An 18,603-nucleotide genomic window follows, 5' to 3' on the forward strand; every position below is an offset into this window, starting at 1 on the left:
ACTGCGCATTCAGCATGCGGTCAGAGCGCTGTGTCGCGCATCAGTTCCGCCATCGGATCTGCTGGAGCCGCCGGCATCACGCCGAGTGCGCGTGCCCGGCACTCCGATGCGGTGTCGGTGTAGCGCTGTGCGCGCGACTGGATCCGCTCGACCCGTACCTGGGCGCGGTCGGCGTCCTTTCTTGCTCGATCAACGAGGGTGTCATCGACCTGCCGTTGCTGATCGATCAGCTCCTGCAGTGCGGTCTGCGCGTCGGCTTCGCATGTCCGTAGCCACTCGTCGAGAACGTGGCCTCCCCCGTCGTCGATGCTGCCGCGTTCGATGTAGCCGTCGATCCATTCCTCGACGGTGGCCCGAAGCTCGGCGGGGGTGGGGACGCCGAGGGTGGGTAGCGCTGCGCTCATCGAGATGTCGATGCGGCGAACGGATGTGGTGCGCGCGCTCTGACGGCGAAGGGTGAACAGGCTCATGTCAGAGTCCTTTCGAGGTAGAACAACGATGGTCCAGAGCTGCTGAGGTGACCGCCGGCCGGGCGGCCGAGGGAATGGGGTAGCCGGCACGGACCGCGGACTCCTCCGGATGTGTGCGGACGAACCACCGCCAATAGACGTCGACGATCTGCTGTCTGGTCACTCGGGCGCGATCGATGCGATGTTCCGCGGTCTCGATCTGGTACGCGCGCAGCACCCCCAGTGCGGCCAGATCACGCTCGATCACGTCGAGCCGCGTCCGCTCCGCGGCGATCGAGCTCTGCTGGCGGGCCTGTCTGGCAGCCAGATCTCGCACGCGGCGGCGCTCGTCGAGGTCTTTGGCGACCAGTGCGTTCGGCTCGCGCGCGGTGAGAGTCTGTTCCTCGGCGGACTGTACCGAGGCCCGACGTTGTGTCGCTTCGACGGTGAGCCGGCCGGTGAGTTCGTCGATGGCGCTGAGCACCCGAGACAGAGTCAACCGTTCACTGTCGACTGTCGATCCGAACTCGTTTGCGATACGTGCGGTGTGCTGGGTGTGACCGCAGTCCGGGTCCGGAAGCAGCCCGTGGCGGCCATCGCGATAGCCGGTGATGATGGCACGCAGCCGATCCCAGCGTGTCGGAATCGACACCGTCCCTACCGCGGTGAGCAGTTCGGCGGACAGGCGTGCAGTCTCGATCGACGGTTCCGGCACACCGGTGGGCACCGATGACATCGACCGATCGCGGGTGGATCGTCGGTGGGACAATGGGAGGTCGGATAATTTCACGTGCGCTCCTCGAAGGGTGTCGGGGTGGTTCCGGCACACTCAAGGACAGGACATCAGGTTCGTACGGGTCGCGCAGATCCGAGAAATCGAGCGATGTCTTCGTCCAGGTCCGCAGCAGTCCACGGCGCGATCGGGGCGTGGTTCTCGTCGATACCCGAGAGCACGTGCAGTCGGGCCCACAGTGCGTTCCACTTGACGCGTTGACCGGCATCGGAGGTGCCCTGGGCGCGGTCTGTCACCGCGACCCAGGTTCGGACGGAAGGTCCGAACCTGTTGTTGAGCACTGTGGCCTGGATTGCCGTCAGACTCCGGGCCAGGGGCCACTTGACATCCTTGCCCCGGAACGGGGATCCGACGGCGAACGCGGCGAAGTGGTGAGTGATGATCACCGGGGCCACGGCGCGCATGCCGATATCGGTCGAGACGAACACCTCGACGCCGTCGACATCGCTCCACCGGGCAGCAAGATCCAGCAGGACATCGCATTCGATCAGCGAATCCGTTCCCTGCCAGTACGTTTGGTCACCGGAGTACGGCTGATATGGACCAGGGAGCCCCGGTGCGCCGCGGCCTCGTTCGGATTCGGTCAGCAGATGCTGCCACCGCGGAGGCACGTTCAACGAGGCGATGCTGCCGTTGCCGAATTCTCTTACTCCTCGGGGAAGCAGGTGTTCGATCGCGGCACCGGATTCGTGGGCGTAGCGCAACAGTCCCGCAGCGGCCGACTTCTTGGACGGCGTCGGCAGGACGGCCTCGGGCTGCTTCGCCCAGGCTGCTCGCCACACCGCGCGAGCCGACAAGTTCTCGGTGTCGACCAGTTCGACTGCGCTACCTGTCGTTACGCGTCTGACGGTCTGCCGCGGCCCCACCACTTGCAGAGTGCGGGTCTCGTTGTCGAGAATGAGGCCGGTCAGGATCGGGGACCCCCCTATCGCAATCATCACCGTGCCGAATACCGGTTGTACAGGTGGGGGCGAAGCGCGATCGAGCGCGGGCCCACGTCCGATCGCAGAGGACGGAGCAGGCAGATCGAGGCGCAATCGTTCGATCATTGCGCCGAAGGGATCAGCATTCGACTCGTTCCCTCGAGCCCGGGGATCGGTCTGACGCATCGCAGACCGCGATGCCGGGATACGCCGATTCCCGGCCGACGACGGCGCGGAGAAAGTGTGGATCAGATGCACGCGATCGAGTTCGGGCATGGAGCGCTTCCATGAGTCGATCTCCACGTCGTACGCAGCAAGGAACGGTCTCTTGTCTGCATTCGCCAGTACATGGATCTGAACTCGCGCCGCGCTTCCGAACACGTGCAGCGCCGAATTCATTCGGTGGCCCAGATCGTCCCGGGCGTCGAGGTACCCCTTCTTGCTCTCGATACACACCACCCTGTGGCCCGATCGGACGATCACGTCGAACTGAGCGTCGTCGGAGGCGTGGACGTCGAAGGCGATCTCGTCGCAGCAACCGGATGCGATTGCCGCGGCCAGCGACACCAACTCAACGAAAGTGCCTTCACGTGTGCTCTTCTTCGCGTCCGGCGGTGGTCGCAGTCGCGCGAATACCTCACCAAGCCCGATACTGCTCCACGCAGCTGTCCACTGTTCTGTGATTGTCTGCGCCTGGACTGCCGAACGAGTCGCCTCGACGAACGACGCAGCTGGTTGCTTGTCTCGTACGTGCACGAAATCCGACGTTCGCAGCACGGCACCGAGAGATACGTCGACGTCGTGTAGTGACGCCAGCACTGCGATCGTGAGCACGGCAGTGTCGACCGCAGTGGCCGTGCCCGAATCGTAGACCTGTTCACCGGATTGCTCGTCGATGTACGACCGCAATGACGCACCCCCGTCCACCGCCGAGTGATGCTCTTCCAGGTGGATCTTCACTGCCGCCATCGTCATCGACGTCGTTCCACCGGTGTAGTCGAGGCGATACGGCGAATCGGGCATCGTGTCCGCCATCGCGGCATAGGTCGCCCTCCACGACACACCCGACCCGACCTGCAGAGTGCGAAACACTGTGTGCGGCAACAGCGCCCCGATAACATCGATCAACCGATCCCCCACCGTTTGCGATGCAGTGCTGCAGACCAGCAGAACGTCGTTCGGGATTGGCGTGCTCGTCAATACCGCGAGGGCAACAGGCGTGGGATTCAATCCGACCGTGCAGATCAGTGCGCTCACCGGCCAATTGAACCCCAATCGGTTGGGTCGCGTCGACGTCGACGCGACCCCGGGACTGCCGGTCACCCCAGTCGGCGGCGTGCCCGGCGAACTAACAGCTCCCAATACGGTGCGTGATACATCTGAAGGCACCGTCGAGCATCCTCAAGCATCCCCGCCAACTCTTCCCTGGGCAGAGCACGGAGCGCAACGAACGCCGCCGAGCGCTTCCGCCCACCCCGCGTCACATCGAGCCATCCGACGACCTGCTCGGTCGGTGGTGCATCGGAGGGGCCGGCCAGCCACGCGGTCACCTCAGTGCATCCCTTGTCGACAGCGGCAACCAGGTGCTCGAGAGTGGCGTGAGTCGGTGCCTCTTCCACCAGTGCCAACGGCCGCGCCAACGTCTCGCCCTCCGATGCGGACACGAGGTCGGCGGGATCGCTGAACCCCGCGTCTCCGTCGAATCGACGGAAGCGGTGACGACCGAGATCGTCACCGTCCGCGACGACCGACTCGAGGGACATGTCCGACCGCCCCTGGCACTCCTCGATCAACGTTGCCCATCTGTCCGGAGCGACCGCGATGATGGTCGCCCGGCCTTCTCGGACGAACTCGGCAAGCTGGGCCACTGTCAGAGCCGCAAGCGGGTGCGGCCCAGCGGCCGCGGTCCGGCGAGACGAGCGAATCGAATCCGCGACATACGCCGCGGCGGTAGCAACGTCGCACCGACCGGTGAAGAATGCCAGCGGAGCGTTGTCCCGGCGGCCGGTCGCACCGCGGATCAGCCGCGTCATGACTTCTTTCGCACCGACCGACATCGGCAGTTTTGCCAGTGGGCGCTCGGGTCGACCCGTGAACGAGGTCCCCGCGGCTCGACGCCGCGCAAAATCACCGAGTGCATCTCGGATGACGTCGGAGACTCGCCGCTGAACCAGCTCGTCCCACCGAAACTCCCCCGCCTCGGTCGCGGCGGCAAGGACCTTGGTCATACGAGCGCGAGCGGACGGACCGGCAACGAAATCGTCACTGTCCTCATCCGGCCACGCCAAAGCCTGATGCTTCGCGCACGGGCAGCTCAGAACACACAGTCGATACGCACGGTCGGCATAGGATTCACGGTCCTGCTCGACGTAGAACATTCGCCGACCAACACGTGCGCACGCATCGTACAGGCCTTCACGCTCGGCATCGACGACACAAATGGAGACAATTGCGGACATCAGGACTCCTCACGTCAGCGCCGAGGACGCCCCGTGCAAGGGTGCGCGCTCCACTTCCATGACTGCTCGGTTAGCAGCCCATGGCCGCACATTCGCCGAGTCCTGAATTCAATTGACCACCACAGCATCAGAGCCGAAGCGGAATAGAAGAGTCACATACCGATAGCCGGCTGTCAAGAGCACGTGCGGTGTTGCAACCAGCCGCTGACGATGATGTCAGTGCAGCCAGTCGATGATTGCGGTGCCGTCGAACTCCACGGTACGGGGATTTCGGTCGCGCCAGAAGGCGAACATCGGAGGGGGATTCTGCCGGAGTAGCTGCGCCCACGATCGGGACTGCTCCGCGACCGACGTGCCGGATGGGGCGGCGATGAGCAGCCTGCCCACGTCACCGACCATGCTCGCCAGATGTTGATCGCATCCCATGACCCTCGACCGATCATACAGTGCGGTGCCTTTCGGCACTGTCACGCCGAGCGCCCGCCACGAACCGGTGATCAGGATCGGCACCAACCACGACACGTCGGGTATCGGACTGTAACGCACCTGCGCACCTGGCGGTAGACGGAGCTTGCGCAGAAGAATTTCCAGGGCAGCAACATCGACGTGCCCGGCCGCATCGAGTCGCCGCCACCACGATCGGTCGACGGCCAATTCGTACCTCGGGTTCGATGTCGATTCCCACTGCACCCGATGCCGATGCGGCCACCGTCCATGCCGCCACGAATGGGCGTATCCACTCGCGATATCGACATGCAGCAAATCATGGTCACCCAGTGCAGCGACCGCGGTCATCCCAGCAGTCACCGATTTCGTGGCAGGTGTGATCGCCAACGTCGCCGGGCGCAGTTGCCCGCACGCTGCATCGATGGAGCGTGCGTCCACACCGGCGACACGAAGCACCGATACAGGCCGTGCGCTCTGCTCATCCCTGCGAGAAGCGTACGCGCGCAAAGCATCAGACCTACCGATCAACAGTGCCTCGGAGGTTGTCACCGCCATGACCGAATCGACCGCCAGAGGACTTCCCCCGACCGCCGTCACCAGCGGCCGCTCGCGCACCGCGTCCGGCTCCGTATCGGACCGGTCGGCCGATGGCGCCGCAAGTGCGGTCGACGTCGTGCTCGCGTCGGATGGCGCGGCAGGCCAGGTAAAGTCGAGAGCACTCGTCGATGTCGACAACACTCCTGCAGCCATCGAACCCGCCTGCCGCAGGCCCTCGATCGCGTTCCCGTGTTCGAGCACCACCCTGCGCCAGCGGCCCAACGACTCCAATGCTGGTTCCCATTGACCCGCAATATCTTCCAGGCCGCCGATTCCTTCTGGGTCGTTGTCGCGCCTGATGCGTGGGCTGATCGACAGGACCCGTGTCGCCCCGCCGAACACCGCCCGTGCAGACGCGAGCCGCCGCCCCGCAGACTCGGCGACTCCGCCGAGTGAGCTCTTGACCTCCACCACGACGATCTGATGGCCGCGTCGGACGATGATATCGAACTCGGTGACAGGATTACTGGATTCGCCTCCCAGTGAACGGATTTCGCACGAGAAGGCAACCTCGTCCCACCGCCGGCCGAGCAAGACCGCAAGCACCGCCAGTTCCATCGTTTTGCCCGCTCGGTCGCTACCGTCGGCATCAGCCTTGGTTGACCACACCTGCTCCGGCACCCCCAGCTTTCCGCCGCCTGTAGGTCTCCCGCAGCCCGGATCCGAGACCAACTCGAACATTTTCGCGAGCGCGAGGCGAAGCTCGACCGTCGGTTCGCTTTCGGAGTCGGACTGATGACTACGCTGCAGAAACGCGTTCTTCCACAACGCAGGTCGATCCCACACCACCGCCGGAGACGGGGAGCGTAAGGCAGTATCGACACCGAAACCATGCACGTTGGCCATCTCGGCGATGGTCATCTCGGCACCGAGGCCGAATTTCCTACCACTGTCGGACTGCAGTGATCCTTCGGACTCGTTCTGGTACAGGCGCAGATCCGGTCTATCGGCACCAGCGTCGATGTGGAGTCTCTGATGAATTGCGACGGCGATCGCGACCATCGCCGAAGTACCACCGGTGTAATCGAGAAGGAACGGAGCACCGACCCCGAGACGAGCCAACCCCTCCCACATCGCAGCGTACGAGTCGACGAAGTCAGTACCCGACCCGCACTCGACGATATCTATCTGCACACCGGAGGACGCGATCAGCGCTGCAACACGACCGGCCTCGACCCGTGTGCGATGCGAGGACACCAATACCACCCGAGATGGAGATGTCGCACGAATCGACAACACCAGCGGTACCGGACTCGAACCCACCGTCACTACAGCAGTACCCGACACCATCACCCTCTCGACACAAATTCGAAACTACGGTCACGTGTTCAGAGGCTCAAGTATTTCGTGCCCGTAGACATTTGCTTAGGTCGTAACAACATGTGGCTCCAAATCGGCTGATGTGGACAAGGTTTCTGTGCCCGCAGGCGTTTGCTTCGGTCGTAACCGACAAGATGGGCATGGCAGAAATGGCTGACAACGAGTTTTTGTGCCCGCAGGCGTTTGCTTCGGTCGTAACGCAATGACAGGTTTTCTCAGCTGCGATGGCTATTGTTTCTGTGCCCGCGGGCGTTTGCTTCGGTCGTAACCGCGCAAACAATTTGTGCACTCGTCGTCAGCGAGAAGTTTCTGTGCCCGCAGGCGTTTGCTTCGGTCGAAACCCTACCCGGTTTTCGGCTGCTCTGAACTGCATCTTCCCGAGAGTGTTTCACGCACCCCCGTGCGTGAACCGCACAGTCCGGTCACCGCTACGGCACATACGGCGTGACCTGCGGCTATGGGTGCATGCACCGGGAGTGTCCGATTAATGGTGGGTCCGACCTCGGTGTCGGTTAGTTACCGTTCGGGTTGATGCGTCCTTCGAAGGTGATCGCGAACGCATTGAGCGCCGGCTTCCACCTGATTGCCCATCGTGCCTTACCTTTCCCTGTGGGGTCCAGTGCCCGCGTGGCGAGGTACAGGCACTTGAGGGCCGCTTGCTCTGTCGGGAAGTGCCCACGAGCGCGCACGGCGCGCCTGTAGCGGGCGTTGACGGACTCGATCGCATTCGTCGAGCAGATCACCCGCCTGATCTCGACGTCGTAGTCCAGGAACGGCACGAACTCGCTCCACGCGTTGTCCCACATCTTGATGATCGCCGGGTACTGCTGACCCCATTTCGTGGTGAACTCGGTGAACCGTTCCCTCGCAGCAGACTCCGACGGAGCGGTGTAGACCGGACGCAGATCACGCGACATCTCGTCCCAGTACTTGCGGGACGCGAACCGAAAGGTGTTGCGTATCAAGTGAATAATGCATGTCTGGACCACTGCCAACTCCCACACGGTGTTGATCGCATCCGGTAGGCCCTTCAGTCCATCGCAGACCACGATACAGACGTCTCCGACACCCCGGGTCTTGATCTCGGTGGGCACCGAGAGCCAGAATTTCGCGCCTTCACCCGCCGTCGCCGGCGCAGATTCCGAGAATGTCGCGTTCACCGTTGACGGTGACACCGATCGCGACATACATCGGCCTGTGCGTCACTTGGCCGTCTCGGACTTGACGTGTACGGCGTCGATGAACATCACCGGGTACACCCGCTCAAGTGGCCGGTTCTGCCACTCGGTCATCTCCCCGACGACCTTGTCGGTGATCCGCGAGATCGTGTCCTTCCATATCGTTGCTCCATAGATACCGAAGGCAGTGCGCGGACACCTCGCCGGTCGTCAAACCCTTTGCCGTCAAGGATAATACGATCTCGTCGATACCTGTCAGGCGTCGTTGTCGCTTCTTGACTATCTGCGGCGCGAAGGAGGAGTCGGTGTCGCGTGGAACGTCGATCTCCGCCGGTCCGATCTCGGTGAGCACCGTCTTCCATCGGGTGCCGTTTCGGGAGTTTCCGCTGCCCCGGCCGTCGGCGTCGTGCTTGTCGTAGCCGAGGTGCTCGGTCATTTCCGCGTCCAACGCGGTTTCGAGGACGTTCTTGGTGAGCTGATTGAGAAGCCCGTTCGGGCCCATCAACTCGATTCCTTGTTCCTTGGCCTGAGCCAGGAGCTGTTCGGCCAACTGCTTCTGATCCACCTCATCCGCCATGGGATCCAGTGTTTCGGTCATCGTCGATCCTTCCCGCCAAGCTCAGCTCGGCGTGTCGAACCAAGGACCGGATCCACTGTTAATCAGACAGTCCCCCACATTCTCGTGGGGAATCCGACCTGGAAGGTGCATGCACTCGTAGCCGCAGGTTACGCCGTATGTGCCGTAGCGGTGACCGGACTGTGCGGTTCACGCACGGGGGTGCGTGAAACACTCTCGGGAAGATGCAGTTCAGAGCAGCCGAAAACCGGGTAGGGTTTCGACCGAAGCAAACGCCTGCGGGCACAGATACTTGGCAACGGGATCTCCTGTCACGATGATCGACCGTTACGACCGAAGCAAACGCCTGCGGGCACAGAAACTTACTGTCGATGAAGCGTCGCGTTAGCGAATCTGTTACGACCGAAGCAAACGCCTGCGGGCACAGAAGCCCACCCTCTGAGTAGTACGGGTCTTCGGACGAAGTTAAGACCGAAGCAAACGCCTGCGGGCACAGAAACTCGGACAGGACTGCACGTCCAGTTTGTTCAAAAGCGTTACGACCGACGAAATCGCCTGCGGAATGGCCCGAGCATCTCCAGAGGTCGAATTGAGACTCCGCATTTTTCCTTTGAGCAGTTGGCGGGGTCGCGGAGTTGCCTAAGGCTGCGGTAGTGGCCGTCACAACGACCGCGCTGAGGCGGTCTATCAGATTCTGCCCCGCACAAGTTCACCGCGACGAGCAACGATCTCACCTTCTGCGGCCTGTTGCTCCGGTGCGTGCACTACACCCAAGATGTCGCTACAACCCAATGTCGGCAACGGCGTTTCCTACCAATGGTGCGTGTTCGCGGCGGTACACCTCGACGGAATCGAGACTGGCGTGTCCGGTCTGCCGGGCGATAGCGGAACCGTCTGCGCCATTGCGGGTGCCTTGGGTGACGAAGCCGGCGCGGAGGGAATGGCCACCTAGCTTGGCCACAGCGGTGGGATCGAAACCGGCGTGCTCGGCGCGGCGGCGGATAGTTTGGTGGACCGCCGCGCCGGACAGTGCCGTTGAGCCAAGGTTGCCGTTCTTTGCAATCGCGCGAAACAGCGGTGCACGGGCGGCGGTCCGGGGTACTCCCCCACGGCACACGTGCGCGTTGAACGGTTGCCGCTTGCGGAGCAGTCGGATTACCGACGGTCGTTCGCCCGCATCGAATGCGGCGACTACCTGAACCCAGCGGACGTACGCGCAGGGCGGACAGGTCTCGTGGGAGTCGGTGTACGGCAGTCCCTTGACCGCTCCCCTGCCCTCCTGGTCGGTCTTCGACTTCCGTAACCGGATGTGAAGGCCGTCGTGCCGATGCACCGAGACATCCCCACATGTCATCTCCGACAACTCGCTACGGCGGTACGCGCCGGCGAACCCAAGCAACAGGATGGCGGAGTCGCGGCGTTCGAGGACCTCGTCCGCCCAGCCCCGACATCGGTTCCGCGCCGTTTCGACAAGCAGTTTGACGTCATCCACCAATAACGGGTCTCGCGGGGTGCGGGGTCGGTCCCCCGCTGCGGCGTACTCCCGCCGGATGCCGGACAGGGTGGCGGTGACGAGTTCGTGCGCGGACGGCGAGAGGTGTCCCGTGGTGCGGTGTTGGTGGTTGATGGCCGCGATCCAGGTACCGAAGGTGGCGACGGCGTACGCCCGCTCCCCCGTTACGGTGCGGGTGTCGGAGGCGTCAACGAGGTAAGCGGCGACGGTGATCGGGTGCGCCGGTAGCGTCACGTGACCATTCGTCTCGCACCAGGTGGTGAAGCGTCTCCACGCCGCGGCGTAGGTCTTGCGGGTTCCCTCGGACCGGGAGGAGTGCACGGCGCTGGCGATCCGTCTCGCGACGGCGGGTGGGATGTGCGGCTCGACAGCCACCGGCCTGCCAGTGCCGGGGATGCCTGCGGAAGGGGTCACCACAGGTGTTCGGCCTGACCGAAAGTCCATACCAGCAGCGTAGCGCAGGTCACCGACACATTCGCAGAGCAAAACTGTGTTGAACTGCTGTTTTGCGTCAGACGGTGCGGAAAATGCAATTTACGTTGTCAACATCCATAGAAATATGGGTGACTAGATAGGGCCGGGATTGCGGGTAAGAAGCGCGAAGTGGGTCGTGAGTGTCGACACGTGATGGTGAGCCCGACTCCAACCGGGCCATTTCCAACGACGAGCACCAGCCTCACGGAGCAGCGCCTCGTGGGGCCGCCTCGGAACTGCTGCTCACCCGTTCCATGCAGTACATTCGCGACGCCCTGAACCTGCTGTCCCACGATGACGTCGCCGAAATCCTCGGGCACGGCGCCGCACGCCTTGCGCTGACTGTCGACGAACTGCGTACCGCTGGGCGACTCATCGGATTCCCCAGCCCTGCGGGCGCCTACGAGTACCCCTCCTTCCAAATCGACACGGAATTGCACCGAGTACACCCCATCGCAGCGCAGGCCAACCGCGCACTCCGGGCTGACCGCGACCCCTACGGTGTGGCCAGTTGGTGGCTCACCACTACCGACCTCCTCGACGGCCGCTCGCCGCTCGATGAGCTGACCGATGGCACCCTCACAGCGATCGCGGTCGACAACATCCTCAATCTCCTGCGAAGCGGAATGTGACCAACGATCGGTAGGTGGACTGGACCGACGACGTGGGATGGAGAACCGTCGATGGTCCGAATCACGTTCGTGGACAGTCAACCAGGAGGTCGGACTGGGCCAGCGACCGTGGCTGCGCGGAGGATTGCGACCGCATCGCGGGTCACATCGACCACCGTTCGACGTCGGGACGCGCGAGTGCGAGGGGCTCCTCGACGGACCGGCCGCCCGTGACCCAGTCGACGGCGTTGCGGTCTCCGAGTGTGGATTGTGCGGTGCGAAGCCAAACCGCGCAGGTCCATGGGTCCGCGGCGGCGCGGAGTGTCTTCCACAATGTGGTCAGGTGCGGGTGCACGGTGCGGGCGGAGGTGAAATGCCAGGTGGGGTACACCCACTGTCCGTCATCGAGCTTGCATGCGATCGTGGTGCTCACGCCGATACTCTTGTTGATGGCTCACTCCCAGCCATTTTGTGAGGCCGGCGGTGTCGTAGAACGGTCCCACCAACCGGTCGTAGGGGTGGCTGGTGGGCAGCGCGGCGACCATCGCGGTAGCGATCGCCTCGACGTCCCCGAACACCTCGGCGGGGACGCCCGCGGCCCGTGCCTCAACGAACGTCGCGCGCACCCGATCGGTTAGGAGCTCCATCAGCCTGCGGTCCTGATCCGCGAGAGTTTCCATCGCCCCACCTCGATTTTGGTGTCATGGCACCACGTAAACGAATAATGCCGCAGAACCATCAGATACGTCAGCCCTCGGGCCCGTGAGCAGTCGCACGCGTCAATCGGAGGCACTGTCTGGGCACGGCTGGCCTCGCATCCGCCCTCAATTCGTGCACCTCAGCGCCAACCCGGGTGACGCCCTTCGGGACATCCTTCGAATTGCCACGAAAGCCGAGGATGGCACAACTGTCGGTGGGCGAGAGTAACGTCTGAGGGCTGTCAATCAGGAGGTTCATTCGTGCAGCTTGAAGAGCTGAAGCCCGGTCTGCGGATCGACGGTCTCATCCCCGCTGTGGTGATCACCGTCATCGCCGCGCAGTGGCACGGCACTGACGCGCTCGAACTCACCTACAAGTACGCCTCGGGCGGGCTCGGCCAGCAGGTGGTGTTCCGCAAGGACCAGGACAACCTGAGCATCGCGCAGAGCGGTAGCCGCGCGTTCGACGCCACCGCCAGCGACTTCAAACTCGTCGCCGAGGCCCAGCGCATCTCGCTCGCCGGCCTGTTCGACCCGATGCTCGCCGTCGCCACCAGCGACGTACAGCCGCTGCCACACCAGATCCGCGCTGTGTATGGCGAGCTGCTGCCACGGACTCCGCTCCGGTTTCTCCTCGCCGACGATCCAGGCGCCGGCAAGACGATCATGGCCGGTCTCTACATCAAGGAGTTGCTGCTCCGCGACGATGTCAAGCAGTGCCTGATCATCGCTCCCGGCGGACTGGTCGAGCAGTGGCAGGACGAGCTCTTCTTCAAGTTCGGACTCCGGTTCGACCTTCTGACCAACCAGCTCATCGATGCCCAGGCGAACTTCAACGTCTTCGAGACCAACCCGTTTCTGATCGCACGGATGGACCAGCTCTCCCGCAATGAGCAGCTCCAGGCCCAGCTCAAGGAAACCGAGTGGGACCTGATCATCGTCGATGAGGCCCATCGGATGGGGGCGCACTACTTCGGTGGCGAGCTGCGCAAGACCAAACGATTCCTGCTCGGCGAGATCCTCGGCAAGATCACCCGCCACTTGCTCTTGATGACGGCGACCCCGCACTCGGGCAAGGAGGAGGACTTCCAGCTCTTCCTGACTCTTCTCGACCGTGACCGGTTCGAAGGCAAGCAAAAGAAGAAGAGCGCCGATGTCAGTGGCATTATGCGCCGCATGGTCAAGGAAGACCTCCTGACCTTCGAGGGCAAGAAGCTCTTCCCCGAGCGCATCGCAGAGACGGTCCCGTACGAACTGACCGCCCTTGAGTACGACCTCTACGAAGACGTCACCCACTACGTCCGCGAGGGAATGAACCGCGCCGAGAGAATCGGCGGCAAACGCAAGAACACCGTCGGCTTCGCACTCACCGTCCTCCAGCGACGTCTCGCATCCAGCCCCGAGGCGATCTACAAGAGCCTCGTACGACGCTCCGAGCGTCTGGAACGCAAGAAGCTCGAGATCCAGAACGGCACCTACCGCGACAGCGAACCGACCGTCGACATCAGCAACGTCGATGAGGACGAGTTCAACGCCGAAGAGTTGGAGCAGATGGAGGAAGAGCTCCTCGACGCTGCGACCACCGCTCAGACAGTCGCGGAGCTCAACGCCGAACTCCTCGAGCTCGGCGACCTGATCCAGACCGCACGGCGGGTCCGCGAAGCGGGCACCGACCGCAAGTGGACCGAACTCTCCAACATCCTCCAGGACAACGCGCTCGTCACTGACAGGAACGGCTGGCCGCGGAAGTTCATCATCTTCACCGAGCACCGCGACACCCTCGACTACCTCCAGGGCAAGATCGGCTCTCTCCTCGGCAAGCCTGACGCGGTCCGTGCCATCCACGGTGGCGTGCGACGGGCCGAGCGCCGCCAGATCACCGAGGAGTTCACCAAGAACCGGGATTGCCAGATCCTCCTGGCAACCGACGCGGCAGGTGAAGGTCTCAATCTCCAGGCCGCGCACCTGATGGTGAACTACGACCTGCCGTGGAACCCGAACCGCATCGAGCAGCGCTTCGGGCGCGTCCACCGCATCGGCCAGGAAGAAGTCTGCCGCCTCTGGAACCTCGTCGCCTCCAACACCCGCGAGGGCGAGGTCTTCACCCGCCTGCTGGAGAAACTCGACCAGATGAGGAAGACCTACGGCGGCAAGGTCTTCGACGTCCTCGGCGAGGCCTTCACCGACACCCCGCTGCGTGACCTGCTGCTGGAGGCCATCCAGTATGGCGAGCGGGCAGACGTGAAGGCCAAGATGCACGAGGTCATCGACGCCTCCGTCGGAGACGGCCTCAAGGACCTACTCGATGAGCGAGCCCTCGCCTCCGAGCACCTCGCCGACTCCGACCTCCACGCCCTGCGGGCCGCGATGGACGAAGCACGCGCGCGCCGGCTGCAGCCGCACTACATCGAGCTCGCCTTCAAGTCCGCGTTCACCAAGCTCGGCGGCCGCATCGCCAAAAGAGAAAAGGGGCGTTACGAGATTGCGAATGTCCCGCAGCACATCCGCTCAGCTGGCACCGGGCCGATCGCGACCAAGTACGACCGAGTCGCTTTCGATATCAGCCATGTCCAGCCCGGGGAGTTGACTCGCGCCGACCTCTTGGCGCCGGGTCACCCGTTGCACGACGCCGTCATGGGCGAGGCGATCCGCAATTTCGGCGGCGTCCTCAACCAGGGCACGATCCTCTGCTCCTCGACCCTTGAGGAGCCTCAGCTGCTCGTCGGTGTCATCGAAGAGATCGCAGACGCCACCGGTGAGTCGGTCGCGCGGCGATTCGGCTACGCCTACGTTGACCACTTCGGCACCGTCAGCCCCGCGGGACCTGCGCCTTACCTCGATTGCGTAGCCGCACCCGCCGGGCCAGCCGTTGACGCTGCCCGGAGCCTGGCCTGGCTCGGCGACGCCGAGGACAAAGCGATGAGCTGGATCATCGCCAACCAGCTTCCCGAGTATCTCGCCGACGTCCAGCCGCGACGGCTTGCCGAACTCGAGAAGGCCCGTGAACTGGTGACTAAGCGTCTCAGTTCCGAGAGCGAACGCCTCCTACTCGACGCCGCAGTGGCATCGGAGAAGGAGCAGAAGGGCGAGAAGCCCAAGGAATCCTCCGACAGCCTCAACCGCAAAGCCGTCGAGCTCGACGCGCGCCTCCGCAAGCGCCTGGCCTTGCTCGACCAGCAGCAGCTCATGTCGACCAAGCCTCCGCACATCGTCACGGCAGCATTGGTACTTCCGATCGGGATGCTGGAAGGCGAGATCCCGGCCACCGCGCCCATACACGCCAAGGAGACTAAGGAAGTCGAGCGCCGTGGTGTCGATCTTGTGCTGGCACGCGAGCGCGAGCTGGGACGCAATCCGGTAGAGCAGGCGTTCAACAACAAGGGCTTCGACATCCTCTCGACCGACGCCAACGGCGACACCTACCGGATCGAGGTCAAGGCACGCATCGAGGGCGCCAAGGACTTCTTCGTCACCCACAACGAAGTCATGACGGGCAAGAACGCGGTCCCGCGGTACCGCATCGCGCTGGTGAAGGTCGACCCTCGCGGCGCGCAGTTCGACGAGGTCCGGTACCTCGACGACCCGTTCGCCACCACCGAACTCGGCGACTTCGAGGCCACTGGCATCCGCGGCGACTGGGCCAAGACCTGGGCGAAGGGCGCGTCGCCGTTCTGATGCTCTCGGGCCCCACGGATCACTCGCGTTCTACAGCGTCGGTCCCCGCCGGTAAGTTCATGTCCAAATCACGCGCCGCAGCAGTGGCGAGGTTCGCCCGATGAATCGGGCACGGAAGGTCGAGGACGTAGTGCACAAGCGCAAGCTGATCGAGGTGGCCCTGCCGCTGGAGGCGATTAACCGAGAATCCGCTCGGGAGAAGTCGATCCGCCACGGCCACCCATCGACCCTTCATCTTTGGTGGGCACGCCGACCGCTAGCTGCTGCGCGCGCCGTTATCTTTGCTCAGCTCGTGGACGACCCGTCATCGCGGCCGGAGGAGTTCCCAACAGAGGAACTGCAGCGTAGGGAGCGAGAGCGACTCCACGGAATCATTGAGCGGCTTGTTTCGTGGGACAACGTTCGTGACGAGAAGCTGCTAGCCGATGCACGCGCCGAAATCTCGCGATCAACCGACGGCGACCCGCCTCCGATCCTTGACCCGTTTGCGGGTGGCGGAACGATCCCACTGGAGGCGCAGCGGCTTGGCCTTGAAGCGTGGGCGTCGGACCTGAATCCTGTCGCGGCGCTCATCAACCGAGCACTTATCGAGATCCCGCCGCGTTTCCGAGATCAGGAGCCGGTCTTCCCTGGGCTAGCTGGCTCGCAGATTCGGACCTGGGCTGGTGCGGCCGGCCTTGCTGCAGACATCAAGGCGTATGGCGACTGGATGTGCTCGGCGGCAAAGAATCGGCTCGCGAGCAACTATCCGATGGCGTCCCTGGCCGGCGGCGGCACCGCCACCGTTGTTGCCTGGGTCTGGGCGAGGACTGTCACCTGTCCAAACCCGGCCTGTGGGATCGCGATGCCGCTCGCGCGCTCGTGGTGGCTGAGCAAGAAGAAGGGCAAGGAAACCTTCATCGTCCCGACTATAGTCGGCGACCTGTCCCACCCATCGGGCCTCAGGGTGAGGTTCGACGTCAGCAACGAGGGCTCGAAGGCCCCCGATCCGAGTTCAGATGGCACGGTTGGTCGTACCGGCGGCCGTTGCGTGGCTTGCGAGACGGCAGTTCCCTTGAATTACATCCGGTCGGAGGGCAGAGCCCACCGGATGGGGGCCTCCCTGATGGCGATCGTCGCCGAGGGCAACCGGCAGCGCTTATATCTCCCCGCGACCGAGGATCATATTGCGGCTGCGTCGGTACCCCGACCCGACGATGTTCCGGCAGGTGACCTCCCGAACAACCCGCGGGACTTCAAGACACCGAACTACGGGATGACCGCTTGGGCCGACCTTTTCACGAATCGCCAGCTTCTCGGCCTGACCACCTTTAGCGATTTGGTGGGCAAGACGCGGTCGAAGGTGATCGACGACGGCGGTTCATCGGAATACGCGGACGCCCTCGCCACCTACCTAGGCCTCGCGATAAGCCGAAATACGGACTACTCATCCGCGATCTGTAGCTGGCACTCTGGCCGAGACACGGCGCGTAATGTGTTCGCGCGCCAAGCAATTCCCATGGTTTGGGACTACGTCGAATCCAATCTTCTCTCGGGTCTTTCAGGCAGCGTCGCAAGTCAGCTGTCCTGGGTGGCAGGGGTTGTTGGGGCCCTTGTCCCTGCTGCTCCGGGCACGGTGGAGCAGGCGGATGCCTCGACGCGCTCATACGACGGGTTCGTAATCGCAACAGACCCGCCGTACTACGACAATATTGGCTACTCCGATCTATCGGACTACTTTTACGTTTGGCTTCGACGGACACTGCGGGACGTGCACCCGGACCTGCTCGCCACTCTCCTCGTCCCAAAAGCCGAGGAACTCGTGGCGAACCCGTATCGGCACGACGGCAAAGTCGGGGCGAAAAGATTCTTTGAAGACGGGTTCAGGCGTGTCTTTACGCGGGTGCGGGAAACCGCGAACAGTGACTACCCGATCACGGTCTGGTATGCGTTCAAGCAAAGCGAGGCCGACGACACCGGGGAGGCCTCCACTGGTTGGGAGACGCTGCTTGAGGGCATGATCCGTGCTGGCTGGGAGATTACTTCGACCTGGCCGAACCGGTCCGAGATGGGCAACCGCATGATCGCCAGCGGTAACAATGCCTTGGCTTCGTCGATCGTCCTTTCCCTCCGCCCCCGGCGAGATGACGCCCAGACGACCGATCGCAGGGGATTCATTGCGGCGCTTGAGGCGGAACTTCCTCAGGCCCTCAGGCGTCTTCAGCAGGGACAGATCGCGCCGGTCGACATGCCGCAGGCAGCGATCGGGCCAGGAATGGCTGTGTTCAGTCGGTACTCCGGAGTGCTTGAGCCTGATGGCACCAAGATGACCGTGCGATCGGCACTATCGCGGATCAATGAGATCCTTGACCAAGTGCTGAACGAGCAGGAGGGCGACTTCGACGCCACGTCCCGTTTCGCGATCCCCTGGTATCGCCAACACGGCTATGGGATCGGCAAGTTTGGCGACGCCGACAGTCTGGCTAGGGCCCGCAACACGAGCGTCGACGTGATGGACCGCGAGGAAATCCTGACAAGCCGAGCCGGCAATGTGCAGCTCATCAAACCTGCCGATCTCCGTTCGAACTACGACGTCGTGAAGGACAGTCACACAAGTAACTGGGAAGCTCTCCATCACCTGATCAAGATTCTGGAGCAGGAGGGGATCAATTCCGCGGGCGAATTCCTTAGGGAAGCGTTGGCTCGTTCCGACAGCGCCGTGGATCCCGATCTGGTGAAGGAACTCGCCCACCTTCTGTTCCGGATCGCCGAAGGCAACGGCTGGACGAAGGATGCGCTCAGCTTCAACAGCCTTGTGGCCTCCTGGCCGGAGGTTCTCGAAGTCGCGCGGAGCGTCCCCAAGAGAACGAGCAAGCAGGGCGCATTCTTGTTCGATGAGGACGACTAAAG

11 protein-coding genes and 1 pseudogene are annotated in these 18,603 nt (G+C 63.3%); 3 read left to right on the plus strand and 9 right to left on the minus strand.

Annotation, left to right across the window (positions count from 1 at the left end; translation table 11 throughout):
* Positions 1-20: 20 nt before the first annotated feature.
* The 7 genes and pseudogenes from R3P93_RS22520 to R3P93_RS22550 form a co-directional block, all read right to left on the minus strand.
* Positions 21-470 (minus strand): hypothetical protein, encoded by a 450-nt coding sequence (locus R3P93_RS22520; RefSeq protein ID WP_317534156.1) that lies wholly within the window; start codon positions 468-470, stop codon positions 21-23.
* 1 nt (position 471) lies between these two features.
* Positions 472-1,239: a hypothetical protein gene (locus R3P93_RS22525; protein ID WP_317534157.1), complete on the minus strand. Its 768-nt coding sequence runs from the start codon at positions 1,237-1,239 to the stop codon at positions 472-474.
* Positions 1,240-1,292: 53 nt separating this feature from the next.
* Positions 1,293-3,422, minus strand: a complete 2,130-nt coding sequence (locus R3P93_RS22530; protein ID WP_317534158.1) for a hypothetical protein — start codon at positions 3,420-3,422, stop codon at positions 1,293-1,295.
* A 62-nt stretch (positions 3,423-3,484) separates the two neighbouring features.
* The gene (locus tag R3P93_RS22535) at positions 3,485-4,624 is read right to left on the minus strand and encodes a hypothetical protein (RefSeq protein ID WP_317534159.1); all 1,140 of its coding nucleotides are present in this window, start codon (positions 4,622-4,624) and stop codon (positions 3,485-3,487) included.
* 216 nt (positions 4,625-4,840) lie between these two features.
* Complete coding sequence (locus tag R3P93_RS22540) at positions 4,841-6,865, minus strand: hypothetical protein (protein WP_317534160.1); 2,025 nt, start codon at positions 6,863-6,865, stop codon at positions 4,841-4,843.
* A 635-nt stretch (positions 6,866-7,500) separates the two neighbouring features.
* Positions 7,501-8,764 (minus strand): annotated as a pseudogene (locus R3P93_RS22545) (IS256 family transposase).
* A 760-nt stretch (positions 8,765-9,524) separates the two neighbouring features.
* Complete coding sequence (locus R3P93_RS22550; RefSeq protein WP_317534161.1) at positions 9,525-10,700, minus strand: site-specific integrase; 1,176 nt, start codon at positions 10,698-10,700, stop codon at positions 9,525-9,527.
* Between the two features lie 170 nt (positions 10,701-10,870).
* Between R3P93_RS22550 and R3P93_RS22555 the strand changes: the two genes are divergently transcribed.
* Entirely contained in the window at positions 10,871-11,362 is a 492-nt protein-coding gene (locus R3P93_RS22555; RefSeq protein WP_317534162.1) for a hypothetical protein, read from the plus strand.
* Positions 11,363-11,504: 142 nt separating this feature from the next.
* Here the strand turns inward: R3P93_RS22555 and R3P93_RS22560 are convergent, their stop codons facing one another.
* Positions 11,505-11,774: a hypothetical protein gene (locus R3P93_RS22560; protein WP_317534163.1), complete on the minus strand. Its 270-nt coding sequence runs from the start codon at positions 11,772-11,774 to the stop codon at positions 11,505-11,507.
* The gene (locus R3P93_RS22565) at positions 11,743-12,021 is read right to left on the minus strand and encodes a hypothetical protein (protein ID WP_317534164.1); all 279 of its coding nucleotides are present in this window, start codon (positions 12,019-12,021) and stop codon (positions 11,743-11,745) included. Before R3P93_RS22565 ends, R3P93_RS22560 begins: the two co-directional genes overlap by 32 nt.
* A 279-nt stretch (positions 12,022-12,300) precedes the next feature.
* Here R3P93_RS22565 and R3P93_RS22570 point away from each other — a divergent pair, with 279 nt between their 5' ends.
* Both R3P93_RS22570 and R3P93_RS22575 read left to right on the plus strand, forming a co-directional pair.
* Complete coding sequence (locus R3P93_RS22570) at positions 12,301-15,714, plus strand: helicase-related protein (protein ID WP_317534165.1); 3,414 nt, start codon at positions 12,301-12,303, stop codon at positions 15,712-15,714.
* A gap of 100 nt (positions 15,715-15,814) precedes the next feature.
* Positions 15,815-18,601 carry a DUF1156 domain-containing protein gene (locus tag R3P93_RS22575; RefSeq protein ID WP_317534166.1) on the plus strand — a complete coding sequence of 929 codons (2,787 nt, stop codon included), beginning with the start codon at positions 15,815-15,817 and terminating at the stop codon, positions 18,599-18,601.
* The last annotated feature ends 2 nt before the right edge of the window (positions 18,602-18,603 follow it).

The sequence above is a fragment of the Rhodococcus cerastii genome (assembly GCF_033042195.1).
In the GTDB taxonomy this organism is placed as follows: Bacteria; Actinomycetota; Actinomycetes; order Mycobacteriales; family Mycobacteriaceae; genus Rhodococcoides.